We start from the raw sequence: 25,333 nt of genomic DNA, 5'->3' as shown, positions 1-25,333 counted from the left end.
TGGAGCCTGTGATGAGCGAGCCGTCCCTGCGGGTGACCGATTTGGCCTACGCCTACCCCGACGGCACCCAGGCCCTGTTCGGGGTGAACCTGACCATCGGCCGCGGCGAGCGGGTGGCGCTGCTCGGCCCGAACGGCGCGGGCAAGACCACGCTGGTCATGCACCTCAACGGCATCCTCACCCCCGGTCACGGCAGCGTGGAGGTGGCGGGCCTGTGCGTGGCGAAGGACACCCTGCGCGAGGTACGGCGGCGCGTCGGCCTGGTGTTCCAGGACCCCGACGACCAGTTGTTCATGCCGACCGTGCGGCAGGACGTGGCGTTCGGACCGGCGAACATGGGCGTGCGCGGCGCGGAGCTGGAGCGGCGGGTCCGGTACGCGCTGGAGCGGGTCGGCATGCTGGAGGCGATCGACCGGCCGCCGCACCACCTGTCGTTCGGGCAGCGCCGCCGCGTCGCGGTCGCCACCGTGCTCGCGATGGAGCCGGAGATCCTCGTGCTCGACGAGCCGTCCTCCAACCTCGACCCCGCCTCGCGCCGCGAGCTCGCCGACATCATGCGCGGCCTGGACGTGACCGTGCTCATGGTCACCCATGACCTGCCGTACGCGCTGGAGCTGTGCGAACGGGCGCTGATCCTGTCCGGCGGGGTGATCGCCGCGGACGGGCCGGTCCGCGAGATCCTGGCGGACTCGGCGTTGCTCGCCGAGCATCGGCTTGAGCTGCCGTTCGGCTTCGCCGTACCGGGCTCGACTTCGATTCATGACCTTCACGCAATGTGATGTCGAAGTAAAGTGAACCTCGCCGGAGGAGGTTCCAGATGAAGTTGAGGCTCGCTCGGCGGGCGCTCGGTGATGCCGTGGTGGTGGCCGTCGAAGGTGAGCTCGATTTATTCACCGCCCCCTTTCTGCGCGACGAGGTGCGCGAGGCGATCAAGCAGGACGGGCCCACCCTGGTGCTCGACCTGGCGGCGTTGTCGTTCATGGACTCCAGCGGCCTGTCGGTCCTGATCGAGGCGTGGCGGCTCGCCACCGGCGAGGGCGGGAGCGTCAGCCTGGCCTGCCCGCAGCCGCCCGTGGCGCGCATCCTGCGTACGACCGGGCTCGACCGGCGCATCAAGGTCTATCCGGACGTGGACAGCGCCGTCACCGCCAGGTGAGACCTCCGGCCGCGACCGGAGCATCACGCGACCGGAGCATGACGCGACTGGAGCATGACGCGACTGGAAGATGACGCGACTGGAAGATGACGCGGACGGGATGCCTGAGCTGGGCGTTCTCCGGGTACCGAGGGGGTGGCGGAGTTTTGGGCCACCCCGAGTAGAACTTTCTTCGGTGCCCGCGTTAAGGTCCCGCTTATGGACCTGAATGGAGTATCAGCAGTCATCTCCGGCGGTGCGAGCGGCCTCGGCGCGGCCACCGCGCGCGACCTGGCAGGCAACGGCGCGACCGTGGTCATCGCCGACCTCAACGAGGAGCAGGGCAAGTCCCTCGCCGACGAGATCGGCGGCGTGTTCGTCAAGACGGACGTGACCGACGAGCAGCAGGTGCAGGCGGCGGTGGACGCGGCGGTCGCCACCGGCAAGCCGCTGCGCGTGGTCGTCAACAGCGCGGGCATCGGCTGGGCGGAGCGGACCGTCAACCGTGACGGCAACCCGCACTCCCTGGCGACGTACCAGAAGGTCATCGCCATCAACCTGGTCGGCACCTTCAACCTGATGCGCATCGGCGCGGCGGCGATGGCGAAGACCGAGCCGGCCGACGCCGACGGCGCGCGCGGCGTTGTGATCAACACCGCGTCGGTGGCGGGCATCGAGGGCCAGACCGGCCAGCTCGCCTACTCCGCGTCCAAGGGCGGGATCATCGGCATGACCGTGCCGGCCGCCCGCGACCTGTCGGTGATCGGCGTCCGGGTGCTCACCATCTGCCCCGGCATCATCGACACCCCGATCTACGGCACCGGCCCGCAGGCCGAGGAGTGGAAGGCGCGTCTGGCCGCGCCCGTGCCGTTCCCCAAGCGGCTCGGCCGCCCGGACGAGTTCGCCCACCTGGTGCGCAGCCTGATCGAGAACGACTACATGAACGGCGAGGTCATCCGCTTCGACGGCGGCATCCGCTTCCAGCCCAAGTGACGCGACACGCAGACCAGGGAGGTCAACGGTGGCTGACGAGGTTCAGGTAGAGGTGGACGGCGGGGTCGCCGTCATCACCGTCAACCGGCCCCAGGCCAGGAACGCCATCAACGGGGCGGTCGCCCAGGGCATCGCCGCCGCGCTGGACGATCTGGAGACGCGCAAGGACGTCGCGGCGTACGTGCTCACCGGCGCCGGCGGCACGTTCTGCAGCGGGATGGACCTGAAGGCCTTCCTCAACGGGGAGGTCCCCTCGGTCGAGGGCCGGGGCTTCGGCGGCATCGTCGAGGCGCCCCCGGCCAAGCCGCTCATCGCCGCGGTCGAGGGGTACGCCCTCGCCGGCGGCTTCGAGCTTGCGCTCGCCTGCGACATCGTGGTGGCCTCGCGGGAGGCGAAGTTCGGCCTGCCCGAGCCCAAGCGCGGCCTCGTCGCCGCCGCGGGCGGCCTGCTGCGGCTGCCGCGCCGCATCCCCTACCACGTCGCCATGGAGATCGCCCTCACCGGCGACTTCTACGGGGCGCAGCGGCTGTACGAGCTGGGCCTGGTGAACCAGGTGACCGAGCCCGGCGAGGCGCTGGCGGCGGCGAAGGAGCTGGCCGGGAAGATCGCGGCCAACGCCCCGCTCTCCCTCAAGGCCACCAAGCAGATCATCGTGGAGTCCGCCGACTGGAGCCGGGAGGAGATGTTCGCGAAGCAGGAGCCGATCTCGAACAAGATCTTCACCTCCAAGGACGCCATGGAGGGCGCCGCCGCCTTCGCCGAGAAGCGGGCGCCCCGGTGGAGCGGCGAATAGCCGCGTCCCGCCGGTCCTGACACCGGCCCCCACCACACCCGTCCGCACTAAAACCGGCGGCACCAAACCGGCGGCACCGCTTTCCGCCCTTTCCCTCCGCCTTACACGTGCTCGTGTTCGGTGGAATGAAAGTGCGGCAACGCAGGTTGATTAACGCTTGCGTACGGTAAAGGCATAGCCGAATCCGTCGGGTGTGGAGGGGGCCTGTCGTGAACGACCATCCGGGTTATCGGCCCGTGCCGAGGGCGCCGGGCGGGTCCGGCCGCGGCCGGGCGGCAGGCATGCTCGCCGGGGCCCTCGGCGGCGTCGCCGTGGTCCTGCTCCTGCTCACCGTGATGTGGGTGTTGGAGATCCTCGACTACGTCGTCTTCTACGGCGCGCTGGACCACTACGGCATCGTCGCCCACGACACCGAGGGACTGGTGGGCGTGGTGCTCGCCCCGTTCCTGCACGCGGGCTTCGGCCACCTGATGGCCAACTCGCTGCCGCTGCTCGTGCTCGGCATCATGGCCGCGATCCGCGGCGTCGGCCGCTTCATCGGCGCGACCGTGATCATCACGCTCGTCAGCGGCCTGGGCGTCTGGCTCACCAGCCCGCCGAACTTCATCACCATCGGGGCGAGCGGCCTGGTCTTCGGCTACTTCGGCTATGTGGTCGCCCGCGGCCTGTTCGACCGGCACTCCTTCGACATCGCGCTCGGCGTCGTCGTGGCCGTCCTGTACTACTCGCTGCTGTGGGGCGTGCTGCCCAACCAGCCCGGCATCTCCTGGCAGGGCCACCTGTTCGGCCTCATCGGCGGCGTCCTCGCCGCCTGGCTGCTGCGCCGCAGGCGCCCGGTCTCCCGCTCCGACTACTGAGACACGACCACCGAGACACGACCACTGAGACACGACGGCTCCGGTCCGCGGGCGAACCGGAGCCGTGCCGTACGGCGATCCGTCAGAGCCGTCAGGAGCCGTCAGAGCCGCTCGACCACGTAGTCCACGCAGGCCGTGAGCGCCTCCACGTCCGCCGGATCGACCGCGGGGAACATGCCCACCCGAAGCTGGTTGCGCCCGAGCTTGCGGTACGGCTCCACGTCCACGACCCCGTTCGCCCGCAGGGCCTTGGCGACGGCCGCGGCGTCCACCGAGTCGACGAAGTCGATCGTGCCCACCACGTTGGACCGCTGGGCCGGGTCGGCCACGTACGGCGTCGTGTAGGAGGTCTTCTCCGCCCACGTGTACAGCCGCTGCGCCGAGTCGGCGGTGCGCGCGGTGGTCCAGGCGAGCCCGCCCTGGCCGAGCATCCACTCGATCTGCTCGGCGAACAGGAACAGCGTCGCCACCGCCGGGGTGTTGTAGGTCTGGTCCTTGCGCGAGTTGTCGATCGCGACCGGCAGGCTGAAGAACTCCGGAATGTAGCGCCCGGATTCGGCGATCTCGGTCACCCGGGCGAGCGCGCGGGGCGAGAACAGGCCCACCCACAGCCCGCCGTCGGCGGCGAAGTTCTTCTGCGGCGCGAAGTAGTACACGTCGGTCTGGCTCACGTCGACGGGCAGCCCGCCCGCGGCCGAGGTCGCGTCCACCAGCACCAGCGAGTCGCCCTCGCCGACCCGCTCGATGGGCATGGCCACACCGGTCGAGGTCTCGTTGTGGGTGAGCGCGTAGACGTCCACGCCCTCCTCGACGCTCGGCAGCGGGTGCGTGCCGGGCTCGGACTTGATCACGCTCGGGTCGTCCAGCCACGGCGCCTTCTTCGCGGCCGACGCGAACTTGCTGGAGAACTCGCCGAAGCTGAGGTGCTGCGACTTCCGCCGGATCAGGCCGAAGGCGGCGATGTCCCAGAACGCGGTGCTGCCGCCGTTGCCGAGCACGACCTCGTAGCCCTCGGGAAGCCCGAACAGCGCGGTCAGTCCCTCGCGCACCCGGCGCACGAGGTCCTTGACCGGCTTCTGCCGGTGCGAGGTGCCCATCAGGCCGGCTCCGGCGGAGGCGAGAGCCGCCAACTGCTCCGGACGCACCTTGGAGGGCCCGCAGCCGAACCGGCCGTCGACGGGCTTGATGTCAGCGGGGATCAGAATGTCAGCCACTCGCCCAAGCCTAAATGAACTGCCCCGATGACCCGTGCCGGGGGTCCGCACCCGCGATTGGGGAGCGCCCGGACGAAACACCGCATTCCACCACAGCCTCCATCAGCTTCCATCACAGGTTCCATCACAGGTTCCATCACCGCGTCCGCCCGCCCCGCCGTCCGTGTGGGGAGGGACGGGCCGGGCGAACGCGGTCAGGCGGAAACCGACGGGGAAGGCCGGCGGGGAAGGCGTCAGAGCCGGCCGATGACCTCGCTCGCGCCCGGCACCTCCTGCACCGAGCGCTTGGCCGGGCCCACGTAGCGGGCGCTGGGGCGGACCAGCCTGCCCGTGCGCTTCTGCTCCAGGATGTGGGCGGCCCAGCCCGCCGTACGGGCGCAGGTGAACATCGAGGTGAACATGTGCGCCGGCACCTCGGCGAAGTCGAGAATGATCGCGGCCCAGAACTCCACGTTCGTGGCGAGCACCCGGTCGGGCTTGCGCGCGTGCAGCTCGGCCAGCGCCGCCTGCTCCAGCGCCACGGCCACCTCGTAGCGCGGCGCGCCCAGCTCCTTCGCGGTACGGCGCAGCACCCGCGCCCGCGGGTCCTCGGCCCGGTAGACGCGGTGGCCGAAGCCCATCAGCCGCTCGCCCTGGTCGAGCGCCTGCTTGACGTAGGTCTCCGCGCTCCCGATCCGCTCCACCTCCTCGATCATGTGCAGCACGCGGGCCGGCGCCCCGCCGTGCAGCGGCCCGGACATCGCGCCCACCGCGCCCGACATCGCCGCGGCCACGTCCGCGCCCGTCGAGGCGATCACCCGCGCGGTGAACGTGGAGGCGTTCATGCCGTGCTCGGCGGCCGAGGTCCAGTACGCGTCGATGGCCTTGACGTGCTTGGGGTCGGGCTCACCGCGCCAGCGGATCATGAACCGCTCGACGATCGTCGCGGCCTCGTCCACGCGCTTCTGCGGCACCATGGGCAGGCCGAGCCCACGGGCGGACTGGGCGACGAACGACAGCGCGGTCACCGAGCAGCGGGCCAGGTCCTCACGCGCCTGCTTCTCGTCGATGTCGAGCAGGGGGCGGAAGCCGTACGCGGGGGCGAGCATCGCCAGCGCGCTCTGCACGTCCACCCGGATGTCGCCGGAGTGCACCGGCACGGGGAACTGCTCGGCGGGCGGCAGCCCCGGCTGGAACTCGTTGTCCACCAGCAGGCCCCACACGTTCCCGAAGGAAACCTGCCCGACGAGTTCCTCGATGTCGACGCCCCGGTAGCGCAGGGCGCCACCTTCCTTGTCCGGTTCCGCGATCTCGGTTTCGAAGGCCACCACGCCTTCAAGCCCGGGTTTGAAGTCGGACATTCTCGGCCGCCTCCCTCTCTCCGTGTAGGTGTCAGACAAGGGCAATGCCTTGATGTCGAGATACCGGCGGGAAACATTCAACCCCGTGTGTTTCCCTCGCGTGTCCCCGGGACCCTCATGAATTACATCCCCGCAGGCAGGACGGCATGTCGCCGCGGCGCGCCCGAATCGCGCACGAACCACACGCCAACCCCTCGCGAACCGCCCGCCAACCCCTCGCGAACCGCCCGCCAACCCCTCGCGAACCGCCCGCCAACCCCTCGCGAACCGCCCGCCAACCCCTCGCGAACCACACGCCAACCCCTCGCGAACCATCCGCGAACCACGCCGTCGGTGCGTGCGGCACGGAAGAATGTCGTTCCGTGGAAGCCGTACCGCGCCCGCACCTCGCCGGGCTCCGCCGCACCTACCAGGGCAAGCCGCTGCTCGAAACCGACCTGGCGCCCGACCCCGTCCAGCAGTTCGCCACGTGGTTCTCCGACGCGGTCGACGCCGGGCTGCCCGAGCCCAACGCCATGGTCGTGGCGACCAGCTCGGCGGGCGGACGGCCGAGCGCCCGTCTGGTCCTGCTCAAGCACTACGACGCCGAGGGCTTCGTCTTCTTCACCAACTACGAGTCCCGCAAGGGGCGCGACCTGGCCGAGAACCCGCGCGCCTGCCTGCTGTTCCCCTGGCACGAGATCCGCCGCCAGGTGCGCGTGGAGGGCGCGGTGACCCGGCTGCCGCGCGAGGAGTCGGCCGCCTACTTTAACTCCCGCCCGTACGGCTCGCGCATCGGCGCCTGGGCGAGCCGCCAGTCCGCCGTGGTGCCCTCCCGCGAGGCGCTCGACGCCCGCTATGAGGAGCTGGCCCGGCGCTGGCCCGAGGAACCCCCGGTGCCCGACTTCTGGGGCGGCTTCCGGGTCGTCCCGGCCGAGATCGAGTTCTGGCAGGGCCAGGACGACCGCATGCACGACCGGCTGCGCTACCGCCGGAGGGGGGAGGAGTGGATCGTGGAACGGCTCGCGCCCTGACCCTGACCCCGGCCCCGGCTGCCCGGTAAAAACCCATCTCAGATAGTGTGCCCCGGTTAAGGCAACCTGTTTGAGAGGTGACGATTGCCGGGCCTTCACACGTTGCTGCGGCGCGTCGCGGTCGACACCACCCCCCTGCGCCTGCCGGACTTCCGGCGGCTCTGGCTGGGGCAGGGCGTGTCCTTCGTCGGCTTCCAGCTCACCACCGTCGCGGTGAGCGCCCAGGTCTACGACATCACCAAATCGTCGCTGTGGGTGGGCCTGCTCGGCCCGGCCAACCTGGTTCCGCTGGTCATCTTCGGCCTGTGGGGCGGGGCCGTGGCCGACGTGATGGACCGTCGGCGGCTGCTGATCATCGGCTCGCTCATCGCGTGGCTGTCCACCCTCGCGGTGCTCGTGCACGCCTGGAGCGGCCTGAACAACGTCCACATCATCCTCGCCGCGGTGGCCGTGCAGTCGATGGGGTTCGCCATCACCTCGCCCACCCGGGGCGCGATCATCCCGCGCATCGTCCCGCCGGAGAAGGTCCCGGCGGCCAACACGCTCAACTTCCTGGTCAGCAGCCTCGGCACCGTGCTCGGACCGCTGCTCGCCGGCGTGGTGCTCGCCCGCGGCGGCTACGCCACGGCGTACCTCATCGACGCGGTGCTGTTCACCGGCGGGTTCTACGCGGCGCTGCGGCTGCCGCGCCTGGAGCCGCTCGGCGAGACCACGGGCGCGGGCCTGCGCGCGGTGGTGGAGGGCCTGCGCTACATCGCCACCAGCCCAGTGGTGCTCATGTCGTTCGTCGTGGACCTGATCGCGATGGGGTTCGCGATGCCCCGCGCCCTGTTCCCCGAGCTGAGCGCGGTGCGGTTTGACGGCTCGCCGATCGCCTACGCCTGGCTGTCGGCCTCGATCGCGATCGGCGCGGTCGTGGGCGGGCTGTTCTCCGGCTGGGTCGGCCGGGTCCGGCGGCAGGGGCTCGCCCTCACCTTCACGATCGCGGTCTGGGGGGTGACCGTGGCGGCGGCGGGGCTGGTCCAGCAGCTCTGGCTGGTGGTGACGCTGCTCGCCGTCGGCGGGATCGCCGACCTGGTGTCCGCCGTGTGGCGGCAGTCGATCCTGCAACTGCACGCCCCCGACGAGATGCGCGGCAGGCTCCAGGGCGTGTTCATGGTGGTCGTCGCGGGTGGCCCGCGCCTCGGCGACCTGCGCGCGGGCGCGAGCGCGGCGGCCTGGGGGCTGACCCCGGCCTGGGTGGGCGGCGGCCTGCTGTGCGTCGTGCTGGTCATCGCGGTCGGGCTGCTGGTGACGCCCTTTCGCCGGTACGTCCCCGAGGCCCTGCGCCAGACCACGCCCTGAAGGCGGGCGGCTCAGCGGGCGCGTGCCGGAGGCGCCGCGCGGGCCGCCGCTTCGAGGTCGGCGAGGAAGCCCGCGTAGGCGGCCTCGCGGTCGTCGGCGCGCAGGATCGCCGAGGGATGGATCGTGGCCACGGCCAGGCGTCCCTCGCCGCACTCCACCGGCTCGCCGCGCCGCCGGGTCACCTGGAACCCCGGCCCGAGCACCGCCCGCGCGGCCGTCGCGCCCAGCACCACGACGACGTCCGGATCGACCGCGTCGATCTCGGCCTCCAGCCACGGCCGGCAGGCCATGATCTCGCCCACGCTTGGCTTGCGATGGATGCGCCGCTTGCCGCGTTGTCCGGATTTGAGTTGTTCGAATTTAAAGTGTTTGACGGCGTTGGTCACGTACACCGCCTCCCGGTCGATCCCCGCCTCCGCCAGCGCCCGGTCCAGCACCCGCCCGGCGGGCCCGACGAACGGCTCGCCCCGCAGGTCCTCCTGGTCGCCGGGCTGCTCGCCCACGAGCAGGAAACGCGCCCCCGGCGGGCCTTTGCCGAAGACCGTCTGAGTGGCGTTCCGATACAGATCGCAGCCCCGGCACCCGGCCGCCGCATGACGTAATTCGGTCAGGTCGCGTTTGACGGGAAGGAACCGGGCTGCCCCGGTGTTCGAATGAGAGGCCATGACGGTCGTCCTCCCCATAGGGTCTGAGCGAGACCATGAACACAAGACCATGAACTTGTGCCCCCATGGCCGGTTCTCAGTCACCCCATCGGAACGGCCTTCAAAACCTGTAACCGCGTCGGATGGACATACCATCGATACGGGGACTGGAGGAGTCTTGACCGCACACGGCTTGATCGACACCACGGAGATGTACCTCCGCACGATCTACGAACTCGAGGAGGAGGGCATCGTCCCTCTTCGCGCGCGCATCGCCGAGCGGCTGCAGCAGAGCGGCCCCACCGTGAGCCAGACCGTGGCCCGCATGGAGCGCGACGGCCTCGTCCGCGTGGAGGGCGACCGCCACCTGGCGATGACCGAGCTGGGTCGCGCCCTGGCCATCCGCGTCATGCGCAAGCACCGCCTCGCCGAGCTGCTGCTCACCCAGGTGATCGGCATGCCCTGGGAGGAGGTGCACATCGAGGCCTGCCGCTGGGAGCACGTCATGTCCGACTCGGTGGAGGCCCGGCTGGTGACCCTGCTCGGCAACCCGACCTACTGCCCGCACGGCAACCCCATCCCCGGGCTCGGCGAGCTCGGCGTCGCCGAGGCCGGCGGCGAGGACGCGGAGGAGAAGGTCATGAGCATGATCGAGGTCGCCGGGTTGGGTGATACCCCCGTCGTCATCCGCCGAATCAGCGAGCAGGTGCAAAGCGATCCCGCGGTGATGCTTAAACTCAAGCAAGTTGGGATACAACCCGGACGCGAGGTGACGCTCGCGGCGAGCGACGACGGTGTGCGGGTGATTGGTGACAAACAGGCGGACAACAACCCTGTGGAGCTTCCACGCGACGTCGCCGCGCATGTTTTTGTGGCAAGGCCCTGACCGGGAGGGGCGCGCTTGGTTGAATCACATCAGGGGGCCCCTCCGCTCCCCTGAACGCTCAGCCTCCGTGCCATCAGGAGTGCCCGTGGTGCACAGCGCGCTCAACCGTCCCCGAGGAGTGGCCGTCGTATGAAGCGATGGGGGGATCTGACCCAGGCCGTCTCCGAGTCCATGACCGCGGAGGCGGTGCTCGATCAGGCCGAGATGGCGGTCGTGGTCACCGACCGGTTCAGCAACATCCAGTACTGGAACTCCTTCGCCGAGCGCCTGTTCGGGTTCCCTGCCGACGGGGGCGGCGCCCTGGCGATCGACGCGATGCGCACCGGCAGCCCGCTCGCCGGCGAGGTGGCCAAGCAGGTGTTGCGCGGCGGCGTCTGGGAGGGCACCTTCGAGGTGCGCCGCGCCGACGACACGATGATCTATGTGCGCGCGCAGGCGGTGCCGCTGCGGCACGACTCGGGCGCGGTGACCGGCATCGTCATCACCGCCCGCGAGGCGATGCGCAGCAACGAGCGGGAGAAGGACCGCTTCGGCCTGCTTGAGCGCGTCGGCGAGCGGCTCGCCGGCTCCCTGTACGTCGAGGAGACGCTGCGGCGTGTGGCCGACATGCTGGTGCCGCAGTTCGCCGATCACTGCTTCATCGAGCTGGTGGACGGCGACCGCATGATCCGGCGGGTATCGACGCACGTGCCGGGCTGGACCCCGCCCCCGGGCACCTGGAAGGAGGTCGGCGAGGAGGTTCGCTACCCCGCGGGCCATTACGTCGAGATCGCGTTACGGCGCCAGGAGACGATCCTGGTCGAGGACTTCGCCAACGCCGCCTACCCGTCCCCGGGCGAGGAGGCCGCGCGGCTCTGCGGAGAGATCGGTCTCACCTCGGCGATCGTGGCGCCTCTGTGCGTGCGCGGCGAGGTGCTCGGCTCGCTCTACCTGGGCCTGTCCAACCTCTCCGACCGCCGCTCACCGCACTACGACACCTTCGACCGCGACTTCGTCGGCGCCATCGCCACCCGGGTCGCGATCGCGGTGGACAACGCGATGCTGTTCGAGGAGGAGCGGCACACGGCCGAATCCTTTCAAAAGCATCTGCTCCCGCGCGACCTGCCGCGGCTCGACGGCCTGGAGATCGCCGTGCGCTACTGCCCGGCCGCGCCGCTCGCCAGCCACGGGCAGGGCATCCAGACCCAGGTCGGCGGCGACTGGTACGACGTGATCCCGCTGTCGGCCGGCCGCGTCGGCATCGTCATCGGCGACGTGGAGGGCCGCGGCGCCAAGGCGGCGGCCGTGATGGGCCAGTTGCGGGCCGCGCTGCGGGCGTTCGCCCAGGACGACAAGTCGCCCGCCGACATCCTCGCCCGGCTCGACGAGTGGACCCGGATCGTCGCCCCCGCCGCGGACCCCGGCGACGGCGAGGACGCCGAGGAGTTCGCCACGCCGCCGATCGTCACCTGCCAGTACCTGGTCTACGACGCGTGGTCCCGTCGGCTCTCCTTCGCCAACGCCGGGCACGCGCCGCCGCTGCTCGTCGTGGACGGCGAGGTCACCGAGCTCGACATCTCCGAGGTGGGCCAGCCGCTCGGCGTACGGGCCAAGGGCATGCACGCCGACCTGGTCTACAAGGAGGAGACGCGGACCCTGCCGCCCGGGTCCACGCTGCTGCTCTACACCGACGGCCTCGTCGACCGCCGCCCGCTGCGCGACGGCGCCGTGCGGGACGCGGACGAGGCCCTGCGGGTGCTGTGCGAGGAGCTCGCGAAGGTCACCCACGAGCCGGTGGAGCGCGTCGCCGACGTCGCCACCACGGCCGTTCCCGGCGAGATCGACGACGACATGGCGATCCTCGTGCTGCGCTCCTCCGCCACCGCCCTGGAGTCGAAGGAGCGGACCTTCCCCGCGCAGCCGATCATGGTAAGCGAGGCGCGGCGGATGGCCGCCGACATGTTCACCGCCTGGAACATTCCAGAGGATCGCGCCGAGCTGGCCTGCCTGCTGGTCTCCGAGGTCGTGACCAACGTCGTCCTGCACGCCTCCAACTCCGCCGTGCCCCGGCCGTCCCTGGCGCTCGACGGCCCGCCGCTGCCCTTCGACGACTCCTGGGACGACCCCGAGCTGGAGGAGGAGATCGTCGGCACGGAGAAGGAGTTCACGCTGCGGCTGCGCCGGGGCGAGAAGTCCGTGTGGGTCGAGGTCTTCGACCAGGACCTGCGGCTGCCGCGCATCCGCAGCGCCGGGGAGAACGACGAGGGCGGACGCGGCCTGTACCTGGTGGACCAGCTCGCCAAGCGCTGGGGCTCCCGGCCCACCCCCGAGGGCAAGGCCGTCTGGTTCGAGATCCCCATTCGCTCCCGCTGAGCGCGCGCGTCAGCGCATCGTCTGGCCCCAGAGGGCGAGCATGACGATGATGAAGACGATCATCACGCCCGTGTACGCCACCGGGCCGAAGCGCAGCGCGCGGCGTACCCGGTTGAGCAGCCAGGCGAACAGGAACGCCAGGAAAACCAGGAGGATCAGCCCGCTGCTGTCACCCATCGCCCACCTTCCTCGCCCTGCCGTACCTTCCCCGACCAGTATGCTTCCCCGGCGCCGTCGGCGCGGGCTCCCGGCGCTTGATTACGCGTATTGATCCCCGTGTTGGTCCCCGTGTTGGTCCCCGTATTGGTCCCGGTGTTACGGCATCGTTCACGGGCCGTCTTGGTGGCAATGCGAACCAATGCGGCGAAGCGGTCATCTCACTTAATGCCGCGCACGTCACCCGACTGGGCGGGGGCCGGACGGGCGACGTGCGCGGTCACGTGATCAGAGGTCGAGGGAGCGGCCGATGATCTCCTTCATGATCTCGTTGGTGCCGCCGTAGATGCTCTGCACACGGCTGTCGAGGAACGCCCTGGCGACCGGGTACTCCATCATGTAGCCGTATCCGCCGTGCAGTTGCAGGCAGCGGTCGACGACCTTGTTCTGCAGGTCGGTGGTCCACCACTTGGCCTTGGCGGCGTCGACGGCGGACAGCTCCTTGGCGTTGAGCGCCGTGACGCACTTGTCCACGAAGTGGCGGGCGATCTCCACCTCGGTGGCCAGCTCGGCCAGGACGAAGCGGGTGTTCTGGAATTTGCCGATGCTGCGGCCGAACGCTTGGCGGTTGCGGCAGTACTCGATCGTCTGCTCCAGGATGGCCTCCGACGCCGCCACCGCGGCCACCGCGATCGACAGGCGCTCCTGCGGCAGGTTCGCCATGAGCTGGAAGAAGCCCTGGCCGTCGGCGTCGCCGAGCCGGTTGGCCACCGGGACGCGTACGTTGTCGAAGAACAGTTCGGCGGTGTCCTGGGCCTTCATGCCGATCTTGTCGAGGTTGCGGCCCCGGGTGAAGCCCTCCATGCCGCGCTCGATCACCAGCAGCGTGATGCCCCGGGCGCCCTGCGTGGGGTCGGTCTTGGTGACCGTGACCACCAGGTCGGAGTTGATGCCGTTGGTGATGAACGTCTTGGAGCCGTTGACCACGTAGTGGTCGCCGTCGCGGATCGCGGTGGTGCGGATGCCCTGCAGGTCGCTTCCGGCGGCGGGCTCGGACATGGCGACGGCGGTGATCAGCTCGCCGGAGGCGTAGCCGGGCAGCCAGCGTTCCTTCTGCTCGTCGTTGGTCATGTCCACGAAGTAGGGCGCCATCACGTCGTTGTGCAGCGTGAAGCCGAGACCGGTGGCGCCCGCCCTCATGATCTCTTCCACGATGACCACGTTGTAGCGGTAGTCGGTGATGCCCGAGCCGCCGTACTCCTCCGGGACGGCGAAGCCGAACATGCCCAGCTCGCCGGCCTTCTTCCACACCTCCCGGGGAACGATCCCGTCCTTTTCCCACTGCTCGTGGTGGGGGACGACCTCACGGGCCAGGAACTCCCGGACGGTCTCGCGGAACAGCTCGTGTTCCTCATCGAAGAGGTCGCGACGCATCGAGCATCCTCCTTAAAGTCTCGGTACAGAATACTATTCTGGTTACCTCCCAGTACATGCATGTCACAAGTCGGGCACAGTACCTAAGCCGCCTCAACTGGTGATCGCCTGTGCGCGTTACGATCAGCGCGAATGCGATCAGGTGCCCTCGTCGGGGTGGGCCTTCGTGGGCGGAGTTGCGGGTATGCGCTGGAGTACCGGGCTGCGGCGAGTGGCGGCGGCCCTGGCGCTGAGCGTCGGAGCGGGCACGCTGGCGATGATGTCCGCCGGGCCCGGCCAGGCCGAGGGGCCGTACACGTTCAGGTGCGTCGGCCCGCTCGCGCCCAATGGCGACGTGGCGGTGGCGATCTCGCTGTCCTCGCGGGAGCCGGCGGTCGGCGAGCCGCTGGTGGTGAAGTGGCAGCTCGGGGTGCAGACGCCGCTGAAAGTGCCCGACCCCTACAACGCCAAGGACCTGGACGAGGGCGGCCACCTCGCCATCACCGGCCGGGTGCGGGCGCACGGCGTGTGGACCGGCCAGGGCGACATCGACGCCACCAGCAGCCGGTTCCTGGAGGCCGAGCGGCTCAGGGCGGACAAGAAACTCGAACTCGGCACGCTCGCCGACGGGCAGGTGATCGCGAGCCGTCCCGGCAGCGGCACCATCGAGATCGGCTCCCTCATCATCGACCTCGCCCCCGCCGTGTCGATCTGGAACGGTGAATTCGGTTCCGTCGGGGACTTCTCCAGCGCCTTCGACCCCGACTGGGACCTCGTGCCCGACCCTGTGGACGGATTCGACGATCAGTTCCACATAGACAAGGACGTGCGGGAGAGCAACCAGGAGGGGGCCACCGCGTCATTCACCTTCGCCGGGACCGGCGTCGACCTTATAAGCGACAAGAACAGCGACATGGACCGTTTCGAGCTCACGGTCGATGACGGCTTCCCGGATCCGGAGTACCAGGAGATTCACGACGCGTACTGGCCAAAGGCCGGGGAGCGGCGCCTGCGTGAGACGTACTCGACGACGAAGGAACTCCCGTACGGCAAGTACACGCTGAAGATCAAGAACAAGATTCAGGACAAGTTCGCCCGTGTGGACGGCTTCCGGGTATACGCGAACACGGCCAACAACCTGGCGGTCTCGCCGTACCGGACGGTCTGCAGCCCGGTCGAGAACGTGCCGCTCATCCCGATCACGGTCACCGACGGCACTTCGACCGAGGAGCCCACGGACGATCCCACCACCCCCACAATCACCCCGACGGACGACGACGACAACGACAACGGCGGGGACAACGGCGGGGACAACGGCGGGGATGACGACGGGAACAACGGCGGGGACGACAACAACGACGACGGGGACGACAACGGCGGCAACGACGACGGTGGGAACAACACCGGCGATGACAACGGCGGGAACACCACCGGCGGCAACAGCAACACCGTCACCAACCCGCTGGTCGTCAACGGTGTGCTGGTGACCGCGACGGTGTCCGCATCGCCCCGGCCCACGCAGACGGCCACCGCGACCGTGACCGCGAGCCCGCAGGTCAGGATCACCCCCGTGGGCGCCGCGCAGACCGGCGAGGCCCCCGCGTCCGGCCCGTCGCCGGGCCTGCTGCTCGTCTCCGGAGCCGCGATGCTCACCGGCGGCCTGCTCGGCGGAGTCGCCCTGCGCAGACGGCGGGCCGCGCACGCAGGCGATCGCAGCGGACCCACGAGCTGATCGGGGGACGGCGACGATGATGCCCAACCAGCAGGACGATCGGTCGCGCCGCCCAGGGCGAACCCTGCCGCAGGCGGCGCTCCCCGCGCTGCTGCTGCTTGCCTGCCTGGCCGGGATCGTGGCCGTCATGGCGGGCCTGCTGGCCTTCCTGTCGCCCGCCGCCCCCACCGACGACGAGGCCGCCGCCCCGCAGGCCGAGCTGAACGCGGTGAACGCGGGCGGCAGCGGCGCCTACCTGCCCCCGACGGTCGGCCCCGGCGGCCCGGGCGTGCCGCTGACCCAGGCCGCGCCGACCGCCCCGCCGCCCTCGCCCGCCGTCAAGCCGGTGCGCCCGGTGACCACGTCCAAGAAGGTGCGCCCCATCCGGATCGCCATCCCCGACATCGGCGTGTCGGCCCCGACGATGCGCCTGGGCCTGCAGCGCTCGGGCGAGATCCAGGTGCCGCCGCTCAACCAGCGCAACCTGGCCGGCTGGTACCGCCACGGCCCCATCCCGGGCGAACTCGGCCCCGCCGTGATCCTCGGCCACGTCAACAACCGCAGCGGCGCGGCCGTCTTCAGCCGGCTGCGAGAGATCAGGCGCGGCCAGAAGATCCTGGTGACCCGCTCGGACGGCGTCGTGGCCGAGTTCACCGTGGACGGCGTGGAGCAGGTCAGCAAGAACAGCTTCCCCACCAACCGGGTGTACGGCAACGCCACCGAGGCCGGCCTGCGCCTGATCACCTGCGGCGGCGTCTACAACGCCAAGCGGCACAGCTACACCGACAACATCATCGTGTACGCCACCCTGTCGGGCACCCGCGCCCGTTAACGACCGTGATCGCTGGGGCCGGTGGAACGGTTTGGCGAGAACGGCACGCCGTACGGGGAAGGGGTTCTAGGCTTGTGTAACGGTTACGGGAAGATCTTGTTTTGACTCACCGTTGTGATACGCGATCGCCAGAGGAAGTCAATAAGATCGCGACTTGACCGTGACCATGCACTGCGATCCTGGTACGCCCTGACTCCGACGATGAGCACCGGAATGGGAGAAAGACTGTGCGAGTGTCCCAGGCACAGCGACGCCTCGCCCTCATGGCCGCTGCCCTCGGCACCTTCGGCGCGGGCGCTCTCCTGCTGAACCTGCCCGCGGGCGCGGACACCAAGACCGTCAGCTACACGTGCACCTCGGGCTCGGGCACGTCGACCACGCACCAGGTCACGGTGAACCTCACGGGCAACGCGTCGGCGACCGCCGGGACGGCCTACACGGCCACCCTGGTGATCGGCAACGCGAGCCCGGCGTTCAACGCCGCCGAGGCCATCCCCACCGGATCGATCATCCAGATCATCCCGCAGGTCTCGATCAGCGCCACCCCGGTGCAGCCTGCCGTCCGCGAGGTGCTCCCCACCGGCTCCGCGTCGGTGAACGCGGCGCTGCAGCCGAACGCGGCCCTGGCCCCCATCCCCACGGCGACGGTGACCGTGACGCCGCCGACGGGCGCGACCTCCCTGGCCCTGAGCGCCAGGGGCTTCACCCTGCGGGTCGCCCAGGCGGGCGCGGCCGCCGGCGCCGAGCTCTACTCCTGCCAGATCGCCACCACCGGCAGCACCGCCCCGGCCGCGGTCACGGCGGCGGTGTCCGGCACCTCGTCCACCAGTCCCAGCCCCAGCAACACCACAACGACGGCCAGCACGAGTCCCACGCCCCAGGGCACCAAGACCGTCGAGGTGACGGTCACGGCGGACGAGCCGAAGGACTCGAAGGTGGAGAAGACGCCCAACGGCGGCGCGGCGACCGGCGGGGGCGGCGAGGCGGGACCGGACGGCCGCATGTTCGTGCTGACCGGCACGATCATGGTGCTGGGGGCCGCGGCGGGCGGGCTCGCGTTGCGGCGGCGGCGTCTCGCGCGAGGCTGATCGGAGCATCCGGTGTCCATGCCACCGCCTCCCGGCCAGGGCCCGTACCCGACCGGCGACCAGTACCCCGCGAACGGCGGTTCCCCCCAGTACCCGGGCGCCCCGCAGTACCCAGGCACTCCGCAGTATCCGGGCACTCCGCAGCCCTACGGCGCCCCGGTCTATCCCGGCTTCCCGCAGCCGCAGGTCGTCTACCCGTGGCCGCAGCAGCCCGAACCGCAACCCGAGCCCGAGCCGCCCGTCCCCGGCGGCCAGGCCCTGCGCGCCGTGCTCATCCTGGCGGCCGTGGCCGGCGTGGTCACCGTGGCCGTCGGGCTGCTGTTCATGCTGGCCAACCCCGCGGAGTACGGCCTCGCCGACGACGGCCGCACCTCGCTCAACCTCGGCGTGCAGCCCACCGCCCCGGACGCCTCCAACGCGGGCGCGCTCACCCGCCTCGATCCAAACGCCGCGGCCCCGGTGCCGTCCCTGCCCCCGGCCCCGGCGATGCAGCCCTCCACCCCCCGCCGCCTGATCATCCCCAAGATCGGCGTGAACGCCCCGATCCGGTCGGTCGGCCTGGACCGCCGGGGCGCCATCGAGGTGCCCCCGCCGGACAACCCCAACCTGGTCGGCTGGTACCGGTTCGGCCCCACCGCGGGCCAGGCGGGCCCGGCGGTGATGCTCGGCCACAAGGACACCCGCACCCGCAGCGCCGTCTTCTCCCGGGTGCCCGAGCTGCGGCACGGCGACACGATCGAGGTCGTCCGCATGGACGGCACGGTGGCCGTCTTCACCGTCGGCGGCGTCGAGCAGGCGAGCAAGGACGTCTTCCCCACCCACCGCGTGTACGGCGACGCCGAGACCGCCCAACTGCGCCTGATCACCTGCGGCGGCGTCTACGACCGCACCACCGGCCACTACACCGACAACGTCATCGTCTACGCCACGATGACGAGCACCCGCCTGTCCCGATAGCCGCGCCGCCCCAGCCCGACGCCGCCTCCGCCCGACGTTGCCTCCGCCCGACGTTGCCCTTGCCCGACGCCGCCCCGGGCGTGCCCGGATCGCCGTGCCGTACCCCCCAATCATCCAGAGCTAAATTCTGTAGTAGCCTCCTAATTGACCGAACAATGCTCGGTTTTCGGGAAGGACCCTAGGAGGCACCCGTGGCAGAGGCGTACATCGTCGGGGCGGTCCGCAGCCCGATCGGCAAGAAGAAGGGCGGGCTCTCCGGCGTCCACCCCACCGATCTGGCCGCCCACTCCCTCAAGGCGCTCGTGGAGCGCACCGGCATCGATCCCGCCGCCGTGGACGACGTCATCATGGGCTGTGTCTCGCAGGTGGGGCCGCAGAGCATGGACATCGCCCGCAACGCCTGGCTGTCGGCGGGCCTGCCGGAGACCGTGCCCGGCGTCAGTATCGACCGCCAGTGCGGCTCCTCGCAGCAGGCCCTGCACTTCGCCGCCCAGGGCGTGCTCTCCGGCACCCAGGACCTGGTCGTCGCGGCCGGCGTGGAGTCGATGAGCATCGTGCCCATCGGCGCCTCGGTCAGCCTCGGGGTGGAGAAGGGCATGCCGTTCCCGTTCGGCGAGGGCTGGCTCGCCCGGTACGGCATGCAGGAGATCTCCCAGTTCAACGGCGCCGAGCTGATGTGCGAGAAGTGGGACCTGTCCCGCGAGGAGCTGGAGGAGTACGCGCTCGAGAGCCACCAGCGGGCGGCGAAGGCGATCGCCGACGGCCGGTTCAAGGACCAGATCGCCCCGCTCGCCGGCGTCGAGGACGACGAGGGGCCGCGTCCGGACACCACGCTGGAGAAGATGGCCTCGCTCAAGACGCTGCGCGAGGGCGGCCGGATCACCGCCGCGACCTCCTCGCAGATCTCCGACGGCTCCGGTGCGGTGCTGGTCGCCTCCGAGCGGGCGGTGCGCGAGCACAACCTGACCCCGCGGGCCCGTATCGTCACCCTCACCGTGCTGGGCGACGACCCGGTGTACATGCTGACCGCCCCGATCCCGGCCACCCGCCGGGCCCTGGAGCGCGCGGGCCTGTCCATCGACGACATCGACGTCGTCGAGATCAACGAGGCCTTCGCCCCGGTGCCGCTGGCGTGGCTGAAGGAGATCGGCGCCGACCCGGCGAAGACCAACCCGAACGGCGGCGCGATCGCGCTCGGCCACCCGCTGGGCGGCACCGGCGCGATCCTGATGACCAAGCTGCTGCACGAGCTGGAGCGCACCGGCGGCCGGTACGGCCTGCAGACGATGTGCGAGGGCGGCGGCCAGGCCAACGTCACCATCATCGAGCGCCTCTGATCGGCGCAACGATCAGAGGACACGATCAGAGGACACGGTCGGAGGACCATAGGCGAATCGTCGATCGTTCTGTGACGCCCGTCTCAGCCTGGGACGGGCGTTGCGCTGTCCCTCGCCGGTTATCATCTGGAATGGTCCATACCGGCGGCGCGAGTCGGTCAAGCTTGCGGCGCCGTACGGAATATGTTCAGCTTTCACTTTGTGCGTCACGAGTGTTGACAAGTGCACGTGCATCTGTGATTGCCGCTGTACGTACATGGTGCCAGATGCAACACTTACCGATGTTCCAGGTATCGCCCTAGGGGGACCGAAATGGTTGTCGAGCGCGCAGGAGAGAGCGAGCATCAATCTCCCGTGGTGGCCCCGGCCGTGTCGGCCAAGGGCGGCCCGACCGTGTTGCGTATCCTGCTCGGCAGCCAGCTGCGGCGGCTGCGCCAGGAAAGGGGCATCAGCCGCGAGGACGCCGGTTACGCCATCCGCGCCTCGCACGCCAAGATCAGCCGGTTGGAGCTCGGCAAGGTCGGCTTCAAGGAGCGCGACGTCGCCGATCTGCTCACCCTGTACGGCGTGGCCGCCCCCGAGGAGCGGGCCCCGCTGCTGCAGCTCGCCCGCCAGGCCAACCGGCCCGGCTGGTGGCACAAGTACAGCGATCTGCTGCCGAGCTGGTTCGAGGTGTACGTCGGCCTGGAGGAGGCCGCGGCGATCATCCGCACCTACGAGATCCAGTTCGTGCCCGGCCTGCTGCAGAGCCGCGACTACGCGCGCGCCGTGATCGTGCTGGGGCACCCCCGGGCGAGCAAGGAGGAGATCGAGCGCCGCATCGAGCTTCGTGCACGCCGCCAGGAGCGGCTGCTCGGCCCCGACGCCCCCACCCTCTGGGCGGTCGTCGACGAGGCCGCGGTGCGCCGCCCTCTCGGCGGGACGCAGGTGATGCGCGGCCAGATCGAGCACCTGCTGAAGATGACCGAGCGGCCCAACATCCGGCTCCAGGTCCTGCCCTTCGCCCGGGGCGGCCACGCCGCGGCCGGCGGGCCGTTCACGTTCCTGCGCTTCAGCGAGCCGGTGCTGCCCGACGTGGTCTACCTCGAACAGCTCACCAGCGCGCTCTACCTGGACAAGCGCGAGGACACCGACCCCTACATGGAGATCATGGACCGGGTGAGCGTCCAGGCGAACTCCGTCGCCGCGACCAAGCAGTTCCTCAAGGACCTGCTCGACGAGCTCGGCTAGCGATCACCGCCGCGCCCTCGCCCGGGCGCCCCGAGGGTCGGAGGCGGTGGAGGCGGCCGAGGAGGCGATCCACGGCCCGTCGATCGAAGGGTCGAGCACGCCCTCCTCCAGAAACGCGTAGCGCCAGTCCAGCACCCGGCCGGCGATCCTGGCGTCGATGTCGTCGCAGTTGCTCCACAGGTCGTGGAAGAGCGCCTCCACCCGCTGCCGCGCCTGCCGGCAGAACCCGTCCGCGAGTTCGTACGGCCGGCGCCCCAGCCTGGCCGCGTCCTGCCGGGCCCGCAGGCACACCGCGGTCATCGCGAACAGCTCCGCCCCGATGTCCACCAGCCGCCCGAGGAAGCGCTGCCGGTGCTCCAGCCTCCCCTGCCACCGGGACATGCCGTAGAACGTCGACCGGGCCAGCTTGCGGCTCGCCCGCTCCACGTACCGCAATTGGTGCGCGAGCGGCTCGAACTCGGCGAACGTCCCCGGACGGCTGCCCGGCCCGGTGACGAGCGTCGGCAGCCACCGGGCGTAGAACCCCCCGGCCCGGCGCGCGGCGGCGGCCTTGGCCCGCAGGTCGGCCGTGGGATCGACCAGCTCGCCCGCCGCGGCGAGGTGCGCGTCCACGGCCTCCCGCGCGATGAGCAGATGCATGATCTCGGTCGAGCCCTCGAAGATGCGGTTGATGCGCAGGTCGCGCAGCATCTGCTCGGCTGGCACCCCCCGCTCGCCGCGCGCGGCCAGCGACTCGGCCGTCTCGAAGCCGCGCCCGCCGCGGATCTGCACCAGCTCGTCGGCCACCCGCCAGGCCATCTCCGACGCCCACAGCTTGGCCAGCGCCGCCTCGATGCGGATGTCGTTGCGCTCGTCGTCGGCGAGGCGGCTGGACAGGTCCACCAGCGCCTCAAGCGCGTACGCCGAGCACGCGATGAAGGCGATCTTCCCGGCCACCGCCTCGTGCTCGCCGATCCGGCGCCCCCACTGCACGCGGGTGCCGCACCACTCGCGGGCGATCCGCGCCGCCCACTTGGCCGTCCCCGCGCACACCGCCGGGAGCGACAGGCGGCCGGTGTTGAGCGTGGTCAGCGCGATCTTCAGGCCCTGCCCCTCCCGGCCGATCAGGTTCTCCGCCGGGACCCGGACGTGCTCGAACCGGGTCAGGCCGTTCTCGATGCCGCGCAGGCCCATGAACGCGTTGCGGCGCTCGACCGTGATGCCCGGGGTGTTCGCCTCGACGACGAACGCGCTGATGCGCTCGCCGGTCCGCGCCATCACCACCAGCAGGTCGGCGACCGTGCCGTTGGTGGTCCACAGCTTCACCCCGTCGAGCACGTAGTGGTCGCCGTCGCGCACGGCCGTGGTGGCCAGGCGGGCGGGGTCGGAGCCCACGTCGGGCTCGGTGAGCAGGAACGCCGAGATCTCGCCCCGGGCGCAGCGGGGCAGGAACGCCCGCTTCTGCGCCTCGGTGCCGAACAGGCGCAGCGGCTGCGGCACGCCGATCGACTGGTGGGCCGACAGCAGCGTGGCGATCGCGGGGGAGTAGGAGCCGACGAGCATCAGCGCCCGGGTGTAGTACAGGTGGCTCAGGCCCAGCCCGCCGTACTCCGGCTCGATCTTCATGCCGAACGCGCCCAGGTCGGCGAGCCCGGTGACGACGTCCGGCGGGATGACCGACTCGCGTTCGATGGCGGCGGGATCGACCTTGTCCTCCAGAAACCTGCGCAGCGCGCGCAGGAAGTCGTCGCCGCGGGCGGTCTCCTCCTCGCCCGGACGCGGGACGGGGTGCACCAGGTCCAGCCGGAGATCGCCGAGGAAGAGCTGTTTGCCGAAGCTCGGGCGGGTCCATTCCCGCTCGCGCGCCTGCTCGGCGACTTCGCGTGCCTTCGCGTAATCCGTCATCTCGGCCTCCCAAAGACGCCTGGGGGACGACGTTCTGTGTACGTTTGATGTACGTTGTGTCGTCTACGTACCCAGTGGGAGGCCGACCAGTACGATCGGGGCTTTATTGCCGTTGGGGGTCAGATGGGATCCCGAACGGGATCCGGAGCGTCAGGTCGTGGTCCGCGGGACGCGGGCGACACAGAAGACCGTCTGGCCGAAGGGCGGGCGGATGAAGCGCTCGATGAGCCGCGTCAGCGGGACCACCGTGCGGTCGTAGATCTTGACCAGGCGGGGGTCGGGGTAGCCGACGCCGCCGCGCCGTACCGCCGCCCACCAGGCGATGCCGCCGAGGAAGTTGATCGGCTTGAGCACCTCGACCTCCAGGCCCGCGCGGTCGACGGTGGCCCGCAGCGTCGCGGGGGTGTAGCGGGTGACGTGCCCGACCTTTCGGTCGAAGTCGCCATAAAGCTGCATATAGCCGGGTACCCAGATGACGATGCGACCGCCCGGCAGCGTCACCTTCGCCAGCGAGCGCAGCGCCTCCACGTCCTGCTCGATGTGCTCAAGGACGTTCATCATGACGACCGTGTCGACCTTCTCCTCCAGCGGGATCTCGGTCGGCAGGCCGAACTGCAGCACCTCGACGTCGTCGCGGTCGGCGAACCGCTTGGTCAGCTGCTCCACGCAGTAGGGATCGAAGTCGCTCACCACCAGCCTGTCCAGGCGCGGCAGGAACTGCTCGGCGAAGTGGCCCAGGCCCGACCCGATCTCCAGCAGCGAGCGGCCGACATGCGGGGCCACCATGTCGAACTCGTAGCGCCGGTAGTTCTTCGCCTCGTCGCCGCCAAGATGGTTCTCCAGTGCCTCGTCACCGGCCGCAGGCTGAACCACACGGTCATACCCAGACATTGGTCCCGTTTCCGATCGATTGAGGGTCACGCCGCTCGGGGTCGCCGCGCCCGGCGGCCCGCCGAATTCGCGGATACGTCGGGAGTCTAGTGCCCACATATCCCCGGCGCGGCCCCGGCGCACCTACGATAAGGGGCTCGCGAGAGGTGTTTCATGGATACGACCTTCGTCGGACGGCGGCCGGAACTCGCCGAAGTGGGGCTGCTCCTCAAGCGATCCCGCCTGGTCACGCTCACCGGCGCCGGGGGCGTCGGCAAGACCCGGCTCGCCCGCCGGGTGCTCGGCGACGCCGGGGGGATCCCCGTCGATCTCACCGTGCTGGTGGATCTGGAGCCGCTGGACGACCCGGAGGCGCTGCCGTACGCGGTCGCGCGGTCGCTCGGGCTGGAGGAGGACCCGGCCCGGTCCGCCGTCGAGGCGATGGCCACCTGGTTCCGCCGCCGGGACGTGCTGCTCGTCCTGGACACCTGCGACCAGCTCGTGGACGCCGTCGCCGAGCTGGCCACGGCGCTGCTGCGGGCCGTACCGAACCTGCGGATCCTCACCACCGGCCGACAGGCGCTCGGCGTACCCGGCGAGCACGTCTACCTCGTGCGCCCGATGCGGCTCGACGACGCCGTCACGCTGCTGCGGGAGCGGCTCGACGCCCGGACCCCCGCGGTGACCGACGCGGAGGCGGCGGAGGCGTGCGACCTGCTCGACCGCCTTCCCCTCGCCATCGAACTGGCCGCCCGGTGGCTGCCCGGCGGCTCCGTACGGGAGCTGATCGGCGGGCTGCGGGAGGGGGGCGAGGTGCCCGCCGAGGCGCCGGAGGGCGGGACGGCCGGGCCGCGGCGGCACCACAGCATGCGGGCCGCGATCGGCTGGAGCCACGAGCTGTGCACCCCCCGCGAACGGCTGCTGTGGGCGCGGATGTCGGTGTTCGGCGCGGACTTCGACCTGGAGGCCGCCGAGTTCGTGTGCTCGGGCGGGCCGCTGCCCGCCGACGCCGTGCTCGACACGATCGGCGGGCTGGTCGAGAAGTCGGTCGTGTTCACGTGCGATCACCCGGGCGGAGCGCGCTACCGCACGCTGCGCGGGATCCGGCGGTTCGGCGCCCGCTGGCTGGACCGGCTGGGGGAGCGGGAAGACCTGCGGCGGCGTCATGACGATTACGTTACGTGGTTGAATGAACGCGGACCGAAGTGAAACCCTATCCGGGTAGGAGGATCCTTTGCCTTCGGCAGAGGACTTCCCCTCCCCTCTCTCTGCAGGGTGGCCGAT

General features: G+C 70.5%; 23 protein-coding genes. 16 read left to right on the top strand and 7 right to left on the bottom strand.

From position 1 onward, the window contains the following. Positions 1-11 precede the first annotated feature (11 nt). From AB0K60_RS36315 to AB0K60_RS36295, 5 genes are all read left to right on the top strand, one after another. A complete protein-coding gene (locus AB0K60_RS36315) occupies positions 12-779 on the top strand; it encodes an ABC transporter ATP-binding protein (RefSeq protein WP_364065981.1) in 768 nt (255 codons plus the stop codon). 38 nt (positions 780-817) lie between these two features. Then, positions 818-1,156, top strand: coding sequence for an STAS domain-containing protein (locus AB0K60_RS36310; RefSeq protein WP_364065979.1), 339 nt, complete (start codon positions 818-820; stop codon positions 1,154-1,156). A 198-nt stretch (positions 1,157-1,354) separates the two neighbouring features. Next, on the top strand, positions 1,355-2,128 hold the full coding sequence (locus AB0K60_RS36305) for an SDR family oxidoreductase (RefSeq protein WP_364065976.1): 774 nt from the start codon (positions 1,355-1,357) through the stop codon (positions 2,126-2,128). Between the two features lie 28 nt (positions 2,129-2,156). Then, positions 2,157-2,921, top strand: coding sequence for a crotonase/enoyl-CoA hydratase family protein (locus AB0K60_RS36300; RefSeq protein ID WP_364065973.1), 765 nt, complete (start codon positions 2,157-2,159; stop codon positions 2,919-2,921). Positions 2,922-3,130: 209 nt separating this feature from the next. Beyond that, positions 3,131-3,778, top strand: a complete 648-nt coding sequence (locus AB0K60_RS36295) for a rhomboid family intramembrane serine protease (protein ID WP_364065970.1) — start codon at positions 3,131-3,133, stop codon at positions 3,776-3,778. Between the two features lie 101 nt (positions 3,779-3,879). Here AB0K60_RS36295 and serC read toward each other — a convergent pair whose 3' ends face one another. Then, positions 3,880-4,992, bottom strand: a complete 1,113-nt coding sequence (serC, locus tag AB0K60_RS36290) for a phosphoserine transaminase (protein ID WP_364065967.1) — start codon at positions 4,990-4,992, stop codon at positions 3,880-3,882. 233 nt (positions 4,993-5,225) lie between these two features. Further along, on the bottom strand, positions 5,226-6,332 hold the full coding sequence (locus AB0K60_RS36285) for a citrate synthase 2 (RefSeq protein ID WP_364065965.1): 1,107 nt from the start codon (positions 6,330-6,332) through the stop codon (positions 5,226-5,228). A gap of 362 nt (positions 6,333-6,694) precedes the next feature. Between AB0K60_RS36285 and pdxH the strand changes: the two genes are divergently transcribed. Then, entirely contained in the window at positions 6,695-7,345 is a 651-nt protein-coding gene (gene pdxH / locus AB0K60_RS36280) for a pyridoxamine 5'-phosphate oxidase (RefSeq protein ID WP_364065963.1), read from the top strand. Between the two features lie 84 nt (positions 7,346-7,429). Continuing rightward, on the top strand, positions 7,430-8,689 hold the full coding sequence (locus AB0K60_RS36275) for an MFS transporter (RefSeq protein ID WP_364065961.1): 1,260 nt from the start codon (positions 7,430-7,432) through the stop codon (positions 8,687-8,689). An 11-nt stretch (positions 8,690-8,700) separates the two neighbouring features. Here AB0K60_RS36275 and AB0K60_RS36270 read toward each other — a convergent pair whose 3' ends face one another. Continuing rightward, positions 8,701-9,354, bottom strand: coding sequence for a UdgX family uracil-DNA binding protein (locus AB0K60_RS36270; protein ID WP_364065959.1), 654 nt, complete (start codon positions 9,352-9,354; stop codon positions 8,701-8,703). A 157-nt stretch (positions 9,355-9,511) separates the two neighbouring features. Between AB0K60_RS36270 and AB0K60_RS36265 the strand changes: the two genes are divergently transcribed. Continuing rightward, the gene (locus AB0K60_RS36265) at positions 9,512-10,219 is read left to right on the top strand and encodes a metal-dependent transcriptional regulator (RefSeq protein ID WP_364065956.1); all 708 of its coding nucleotides are present in this window, start codon (positions 9,512-9,514) and stop codon (positions 10,217-10,219) included. A gap of 129 nt (positions 10,220-10,348) precedes the next feature. Next, positions 10,349-12,571, top strand: coding sequence for a SpoIIE family protein phosphatase (locus AB0K60_RS36260; RefSeq protein WP_364065953.1), 2,223 nt, complete (start codon positions 10,349-10,351; stop codon positions 12,569-12,571). Positions 12,572-12,580: 9 nt separating this feature from the next. Here AB0K60_RS36260 and AB0K60_RS36255 read toward each other — a convergent pair whose 3' ends face one another. Further along, on the bottom strand, positions 12,581-12,748 hold the full coding sequence (locus AB0K60_RS36255) for a hypothetical protein (protein WP_364065951.1): 168 nt from the start codon (positions 12,746-12,748) through the stop codon (positions 12,581-12,583). A gap of 267 nt (positions 12,749-13,015) precedes the next feature. Continuing rightward, complete coding sequence (locus AB0K60_RS36250; RefSeq protein WP_364065948.1) at positions 13,016-14,161, bottom strand: acyl-CoA dehydrogenase family protein; 1,146 nt, start codon at positions 14,159-14,161, stop codon at positions 13,016-13,018. 184 nt (positions 14,162-14,345) lie between these two features. Between AB0K60_RS36250 and AB0K60_RS36245 the strand changes: the two genes are divergently transcribed. The 6 genes from AB0K60_RS36245 (at position 14,346) to AB0K60_RS36220 (ending at position 21,295) form a co-directional block, all read left to right on the top strand. After that, positions 14,346-15,872 carry a hypothetical protein gene (locus tag AB0K60_RS36245; protein ID WP_364065945.1) on the top strand — a complete coding sequence of 509 codons (1,527 nt, stop codon included), beginning with the start codon at positions 14,346-14,348 and terminating at the stop codon, positions 15,870-15,872. Positions 15,873-15,888: 16 nt separating this feature from the next. Then, complete coding sequence (locus AB0K60_RS36240) at positions 15,889-16,683, top strand: class F sortase (RefSeq protein WP_364065942.1); 795 nt, start codon at positions 15,889-15,891, stop codon at positions 16,681-16,683. 233 nt (positions 16,684-16,916) lie between these two features. Further along, complete coding sequence (locus tag AB0K60_RS36235; protein ID WP_364065939.1) at positions 16,917-17,771, top strand: hypothetical protein; 855 nt, start codon at positions 16,917-16,919, stop codon at positions 17,769-17,771. An 18-nt stretch (positions 17,772-17,789) separates the two neighbouring features. Next, a complete protein-coding gene (locus AB0K60_RS36230) occupies positions 17,790-18,728 on the top strand; it encodes a class F sortase (RefSeq protein WP_364066047.1) in 939 nt (312 codons plus the stop codon). Positions 18,729-18,919: 191 nt separating this feature from the next. Continuing rightward, on the top strand, positions 18,920-20,065 hold the full coding sequence (locus tag AB0K60_RS36225) for an acetyl-CoA C-acetyltransferase (RefSeq protein WP_364065937.1): 1,146 nt from the start codon (positions 18,920-18,922) through the stop codon (positions 20,063-20,065). A gap of 354 nt (positions 20,066-20,419) precedes the next feature. Continuing rightward, complete coding sequence (locus tag AB0K60_RS36220; RefSeq protein WP_364065934.1) at positions 20,420-21,295, top strand: helix-turn-helix transcriptional regulator; 876 nt, start codon at positions 20,420-20,422, stop codon at positions 21,293-21,295. Between the two features lie 3 nt (positions 21,296-21,298). On the opposite strand, the gene AB0K60_RS36215 is transcribed toward AB0K60_RS36220, so the two are convergent. Both AB0K60_RS36215 and AB0K60_RS36210 read right to left on the bottom strand, forming a co-directional pair. After that, a complete protein-coding gene (locus AB0K60_RS36215) occupies positions 21,299-23,179 on the bottom strand; it encodes an acyl-CoA dehydrogenase family protein (protein WP_364065931.1) in 1,881 nt (626 codons plus the stop codon). Between the two features lie 150 nt (positions 23,180-23,329). After that, the gene (locus AB0K60_RS36210; RefSeq protein ID WP_364065928.1) at positions 23,330-24,052 is read right to left on the bottom strand and encodes a class I SAM-dependent methyltransferase; all 723 of its coding nucleotides are present in this window, start codon (positions 24,050-24,052) and stop codon (positions 23,330-23,332) included. Between the two features lie 171 nt (positions 24,053-24,223). On the opposite strand from AB0K60_RS36210, the gene AB0K60_RS36205 reads away from it, so the two are divergent. Then, entirely contained in the window at positions 24,224-25,258 is a 1,035-nt protein-coding gene (locus AB0K60_RS36205; protein WP_364065925.1) for an AAA family ATPase, read from the top strand. Positions 25,259-25,333 lie beyond the last annotated feature (75 nt).

The organism is Thermopolyspora sp. NPDC052614 (genome assembly GCF_040678635.1).
Taxonomy (GTDB): Bacteria; Actinomycetota; Actinomycetes; order Streptosporangiales; family Streptosporangiaceae; genus Thermopolyspora.
Note: the sequence above shows the minus strand (reverse complement) of the source record. Positions and strands in the feature narration are given on the sequence as shown.

Bases quoted from the DNA above. Each gene is read 5' to 3' on its own strand.
- AB0K60_RS36240 (WP_364065942.1), top strand. From the start codon at position 15,889: ATGATGCCCAACCAGCAGGACGATCGGTCGCGCCGCCCAGGGCGAACC.
- AB0K60_RS36230 (WP_364066047.1), top strand. From the start codon at position 17,790: ATGCCACCGCCTCCCGGCCAGGGCCCGTACCCGACCGGCGACCAGTAC.
- AB0K60_RS36255 (WP_364065951.1), bottom strand. From the start codon at position 12,748: ATGGGTGACAGCAGCGGGCTGATCCTCCTGGTTTTCCTGGCGTTCCTG.
- AB0K60_RS36205 (WP_364065925.1), top strand. From the start codon at position 24,224: ATGGATACGACCTTCGTCGGACGGCGGCCGGAACTCGCCGAAGTGGGG.
- AB0K60_RS36215 (WP_364065931.1), bottom strand. From the start codon at position 23,179: ATGACGGATTACGCGAAGGCACGCGAAGTCGCCGAGCAGGCGCGCGAG.
- AB0K60_RS36285 (WP_364065965.1), bottom strand. From the start codon at position 6,332: ATGTCCGACTTCAAACCCGGGCTTGAAGGCGTGGTGGCCTTCGAAACC.
- AB0K60_RS36270 (WP_364065959.1), bottom strand. From the start codon at position 9,354: ATGGCCTCTCATTCGAACACCGGGGCAGCCCGGTTCCTTCCCGTCAAA.
- AB0K60_RS36310 (WP_364065979.1), top strand. From the start codon at position 818: ATGAAGTTGAGGCTCGCTCGGCGGGCGCTCGGTGATGCCGTGGTGGTG.
- AB0K60_RS36305 (WP_364065976.1), top strand. From the start codon at position 1,355: ATGGACCTGAATGGAGTATCAGCAGTCATCTCCGGCGGTGCGAGCGGC.
- AB0K60_RS36260 (WP_364065953.1), top strand. From the start codon at position 10,349: ATGAAGCGATGGGGGGATCTGACCCAGGCCGTCTCCGAGTCCATGACC.
- AB0K60_RS36245 (WP_364065945.1), top strand. From the start codon at position 14,346: ATGCGCTGGAGTACCGGGCTGCGGCGAGTGGCGGCGGCCCTGGCGCTG.
- AB0K60_RS36250 (WP_364065948.1), bottom strand. From the start codon at position 14,161: ATGCGTCGCGACCTCTTCGATGAGGAACACGAGCTGTTCCGCGAGACC.
- AB0K60_RS36315 (WP_364065981.1), top strand. From the start codon at position 12: ATGAGCGAGCCGTCCCTGCGGGTGACCGATTTGGCCTACGCCTACCCC.